This window comes from uncultured Caballeronia sp. (assembly GCF_964243625.1).
GTDB lineage: Bacteria > Pseudomonadota > Gammaproteobacteria > Burkholderiales > Burkholderiaceae > Caballeronia.
In genome coordinates this window covers 1-4,669 of record NZ_CAXTGZ010000479.1, presented here as the reverse complement: position 1 = coordinate 4,669, position 4,669 = coordinate 1, and the positions used below count along the sequence as shown (strand labels likewise).

At 60.6% G+C, this 4,669-nt stretch carries 5 protein-coding genes; 2 read left to right on the top strand and 3 right to left on the bottom strand.

Annotated features, from left to right (window positions below):
* Together ACFFAR_RS25160 and leuD are read left to right on the top strand one after the other, a co-directional pair.
* Positions 1-604 (top strand): aconitase family protein (locus ACFFAR_RS25160; RefSeq protein WP_375508655.1); only part of this gene is annotated, 604 nt, incomplete at its 5' end.
* On the top strand, positions 597-1,184 hold the full coding sequence (leuD, locus tag ACFFAR_RS25155; protein WP_174364798.1) for a 3-isopropylmalate dehydratase small subunit: 588 nt from the start codon (positions 597-599) through the stop codon (positions 1,182-1,184). The genes ACFFAR_RS25160 and leuD, both read left to right, overlap by 8 nt.
* Before the next feature lie 318 nt (positions 1,185-1,502).
* On the opposite strand, the gene ACFFAR_RS25150 is transcribed toward leuD, so the two are convergent.
* The 3 genes from ACFFAR_RS25150 to ACFFAR_RS25140 all read right to left on the bottom strand — a co-directional run.
* Complete coding sequence (locus ACFFAR_RS25150; RefSeq protein ID WP_174364797.1) at positions 1,503-2,516, bottom strand: esterase; 1,014 nt, start codon at positions 2,514-2,516, stop codon at positions 1,503-1,505.
* A gap of 326 nt (positions 2,517-2,842) precedes the next feature.
* Positions 2,843-3,955 carry an FUSC family protein gene (locus ACFFAR_RS25145; RefSeq protein WP_174364796.1) on the bottom strand — a complete coding sequence of 371 codons (1,113 nt, stop codon included), beginning with the start codon at positions 3,953-3,955 and terminating at the stop codon, positions 2,843-2,845.
* A gap of 283 nt (positions 3,956-4,238) precedes the next feature.
* Positions 4,239-4,669: chemotaxis protein CheB (locus ACFFAR_RS25140; RefSeq protein ID WP_375508654.1), on the bottom strand; the 431-nt coding region annotated here is incomplete at its 5' end.

Here is a 4,669-nt window from a genome sequence, read left to right as displayed (position 1 = left end):
TCCAGGCGCATTTTTCGATCGTGAAGTGCACATCGACACGACCGGAATAAAGCCGATGATCACGTGGGGCACAAGTCCCGAGCATGTAATGGCTATCGATGGTGCCGTGCCCGATCCCGCCTGCGCACCCGACGACAAGCACCGCGCAGCCTGGCGCGACGCACTGGACTACATGGGGCTCGCTGCGGGACAAAGCTTGGAGGGAACGCCGGTGGACTGGGTGTTTATCGGCTCATGCACGAATTCGCGGCTGTCCGACCTGCGCAGCGCGGCAGCCGTGATTCGCGGACAGCAGGTTGCGAAGGGCGTGCATGCCTGGGTCGTGCCGGGTTCCGAGACAGTCAAGCGCGATGCCGAAGCGGAGGGTCTCGACCGCGTGTTCATTGCCGCTGGCTTCGAATGGCGCGAGCCGGGATGCAGCATGTGCGTTGCGGCCAATGGTGAGACCGTACCGCCTGGCGCGCGCTCGGTTTCAACGACCAACCGTAACTTCATCGGCCGTCAGGGCCCGGGCGCGCGCACGCATCTGGTGAGTCCACAAAGCGCTGCTGCTGCGGCCATCACCGGCGTAATCACCGACGCACGAAGGCACCGTCATGGATAAGTTCACTATGCTTAGCGGTGTTGCAGCACCACTGCTGAGGTCGAATATCGACACTGACACAGTGATACGGATAGAACGTCTCACGCAGAACGCCCGGCAGGATCTGGGTCCCTATGCATTTGAAGCGCTGCGCTTCCGGCCGGATGGCAGTGAAGATCCAGCATGCGTGCTGAACCAGGCCCCGTTTCGCGGGGCCCCGATCGTGCTCGCCGGAGAAAACTTCGGTTGTGGTTCGTCGCGCGAAGGCGCCGTTTGGGCTCTGATGGCTGCCGGCATACGCTGTGTGATTGCCGAAAGCTTTGGCGACATTTTCTACAACAACTGCTTTCAGAATGGCCTGTTGCCGGTTCGTCTGCCTGCAAACGAAATCGCGATGCTGGGTCAGGCCGTCGAGGTCGATCTGGAAAAACAAATGGTGAGTTCGGGCTCCCACGCTTTCCCGTTCGACATTGAACCGATCCGGCGCGAAGCGCTGCTCGAAGGTCTGGATGAAATTTCCCGCACCATGAAAAGCGCCGCCGTCATTACGCAGTGGGAAGAGAACGATCGTGTACAGCGGCCGTGGATTTGGGGTGGGTGATTGGAGAGGGCGGATTGCTGTGTCGAATGGGTGCGCGACGGCAAGGCTGGGAGCTTGGGCATCGCGACGGCGTATTACGCTGTCGTGCTGCTCGATGTTTCTCTCTCGGGCGCATGCGGTATCGATCTGTAAAGCGCGTAACGTACTGCGCGCAACGATGTTCCCGTGCTGACGCTCAATGCAGTGAATGATCTCGAAACGCGTGTGCACGGTCTTGATGTTGAATCTGACGATTGCCCCCGCAAGCCATTCGGCATGCGCGAAATGCTTGAGCGCAGGCGGGCCGTATTGCGGCGTTCATGCTGCCCCGACCTTCGTTTAGATTGCCAGACCACGCTTGCGTAGCCAGTCAAGCACGATCATTGCGATGGTATCGCTGTTGTCGTCGGCCATGAGCGCGTGAGAATTGCCCATAATGCCGCGCGCGGGCAAATCGATCCATTCGACATCTGCGCCCGCAGCCGCCAGCGCGTCGTACCAGCGACGCACTTTCGGCACCGAGTCGACCCAGAACGCGTGCCGATCGAGAAAGTCGCCCCAAACAAACAGATGAGGCACATGCCTGAGCGCGGCAGCATCGTTTTGATCGGCAGAAGGGGCGCCCGATGGCTCAAGCGAGATGACTGCCTTGATTCGTTCCGGCGCATTTAGCGCAGCGGTCAGCCCGAAATTACCGCCCTGGCTGTGCGTGAGAATGATGCTGGCGTCGAGTTTGCCGACAAGAGCGTCGTATGCGCGTTGCGTGCGCTCGTTGTTCGTCGACCAGCGGGGAACGAACTGGTTCATGAAGGTTTGCATCAACTCGACCGGGAAGCGCACGCCAGGGTGTGGGTACCTCGCTCCTGGGTCGCGATGCCATGATCCAACGGGCCCAAACCGAAAGGTCTCTTCCCATGCTTCTCGTGCGGTGCGGAAATACGGCGCTTCGTCATAGACCTCGGGATAGGGCGCCCATGAAGCACGGCCTCGCTCGACCGCATCCGAAACATAAACGTCAAATCCCGCCCGCAGGAAGAACATCTGCCAGCCGGGGCGGCCGTCGGGTGTCGTTTCCCAGTTGACGCCGCTCATGCCGCCTCCATGCCACAGCAGCAGGGGCCATTTGCTGGTCGGACGTTCGAGTTTGACGTACTGGACGTACATCTGGCCGGCAATGATCTCGCCGTTCTGATCGACCGGGTGAATCGCCCCTTGATTGGTACTGACCCGCTCACGAAACGGCATTCCTTGAAGGCTCAACATTTCTCCGCCCACATGGAAACTGCCCATGTCGCGGACTAGGACCGGGCTTGTCAGTAGCCGCAATGAATCCACCTGCGTTTCTTCGCTCATGACCAGACACCTCCACAGGGTAGCTATTGAAATAATGCCATCTTCATCGGCGGGCGTCCCCTGACATCAATCAGATCCGGCCGGCCGGCCGTGAGCACTACCACCACTAGCGCCCAAAGTCCCGAGAGACTCATGCCATCGCACTGGGTTTCATGCACGTTCCTTAAGTCTGGAAATTGTCTCGGACTGCCAAAAGCGCTTTGCGCTTGTGCCCGTTCTGTTGAGCACGCCGCTTCGAACGACGAAACGCAGACCGAACGGGTAACGGCGATATCTCTTCACATCGATTCACGAGGCTGTCATTTTTTACGGCCTGATTCTTCGTATCAGTCGATGTCGTCAACGACACCTTTCGATGATGCCGCTGACGGCTCTCTAAGCGGAAAAATGAACATGGCGGCGGCAAGGCCGAGTGTGCCGCCGAGCAGCGTTTCCCAGGCGCGGGCGACGAGCAACGCAAGCGAATGCACGCCGCTTGCCGCAAGCGTCACGATCAGCGTGAACGCGAATGCGCCGCACGCAATGTCGTAGCGCTCCGGTAGGGCCATTGCGTAGACGATGATGGCGAGCGCGGCGGCGATCCATATCAGCAGCGGCGCATGTTCCGCGACGGGCAGACAGGCGAGGCTCAACGGCACGCCGATCAGCGTGCCGACGATCCGCCGTCGCACGCGCAGCATTGTGCCGCTCGCCGATCCCGCGACGACATACGTGCAGGCAGTGATTGCCCACGACGATTCAACGAGGCCGATCGATTCGTTCAGACCGACGATGACCAACGCCGCGATCGACGCCTGAAGCCCCATGCAGAATTCGGGCGAGCATCGATGGGAGTCGGAGGCCGGGCCGGCAGAGAGCGCCGCGATGGAAACGGGGCGCTCAGCGGGCCCGCTCAGCACGCGCGGCACAATCGACGCGACCGCCGCGATCAATGCCGCCACGCTTATGGCGCGTAGATCGGCAGTGGTGAGCCGTGCGCCATAAGCGAGCAATTCGCCGATAAAAACCTGCGACCCGATGCCCGCGCCCAGCACCCCGAACCGCTTCAGATATCCGGTGAGGAACGCGCCGCTCACGAGAACCAGTTCCGGTCCCGCCAGACCAGCGAGCGCCAACGGGCGGGACATGACCACGAATACAAGCGCGCCCAGCGCGGCCGCGAGACTCAATAGTGCTAGATCGCGGCTCGACTGGGCTCGCGTCGTCTTGCCTTCGGACACGCTTGCCCAGAGCGCAATGTTGCCCGCGAGAAAGCCGAGCGACGCGCTGCCTGGCAAGCCGATCGCAACGTCGTGAAGCGTCCCGAGCGCCGCCGCAATGCCGTAAGCGGTCACGAGCCGCAACCCCTTGATGCGCCGATGCGTACCCGGGTCGACGCGATCCAGCCAGCACACTGCCGCGTTGAGCCGATTTCGGGTGGTGTGTGCGTCGTCATTCATGGCATTCCCTTTCTGGAAAGTGGTCCAGGTCGCCACAAAAACCTTTGGTTTGCGTGCGCATTCTTTCCCCACTTTCACAGCTCACATTGCCTGCATCGATACGGCGAACCGCTGGCATCACACGAAAGGAGCCGACTTGAGAGTCATCCGCCACACGGTCATTGCCGCCGCACTGGGTTGCGGTCCATCAACGGGATTGTGAAGTATGGGCAGGCCGAGTGTTCAGGATCTCACACGTGAGCGCCGATTACATCTTGGAGACGACAACTGTGCCGACCCGCGTCTAGCCACCATTCGATGCGGGGAGCAACACCCTCAACAGTTCGGCGATGTCAGGCAAGGACCCCACATAGCTGATCGGACCGTCGAAATCAATCGCGTTTTGCTGCATGCCTTTGGGTTTGGCGCCTGGTTCCAGAACAAACGTCAGGCCACCGGCGTGGTGAACGGCTTCCGTACCCCGGGAGCCGTCGTCGAGCGCACCTGACAGAAGGATTGCAACGCTTCGATTGCCGGCATGCAGAGCGACGGATTTGTATAACTCGTCCACAGTCCGATTGCGTAATTTGTCATCGCGACCGTCAATGAGCTGCGCCTCGCCTTGACTTCCCAATGTCAGAATCGCGTCGGGAGTTCCAAGATAACAAACGCCCGGCCCCATTAGTTGGCCGTTGCTCGCAATCTCCACGGGAAGGCTGCTGGAACGGCGAAGGA

Excerpts from the sequence above, each read along its gene's own strand:
- ACFFAR_RS25150 (WP_174364797.1), bottom strand. The coding sequence starts at position 2,516 with ATGAGCGAAGAAACGCAGGTGGATTCATTGCGGCTACTGACAAGCCCG.
- ACFFAR_RS25145 (WP_174364796.1), bottom strand. The coding sequence starts at position 3,955 with ATGAATGACGACGCACACACCACCCGAAATCGGCTCAACGCGGCAGTG.
- leuD (WP_174364798.1), top strand. The coding sequence starts at position 597 with ATGGATAAGTTCACTATGCTTAGCGGTGTTGCAGCACCACTGCTGAGG.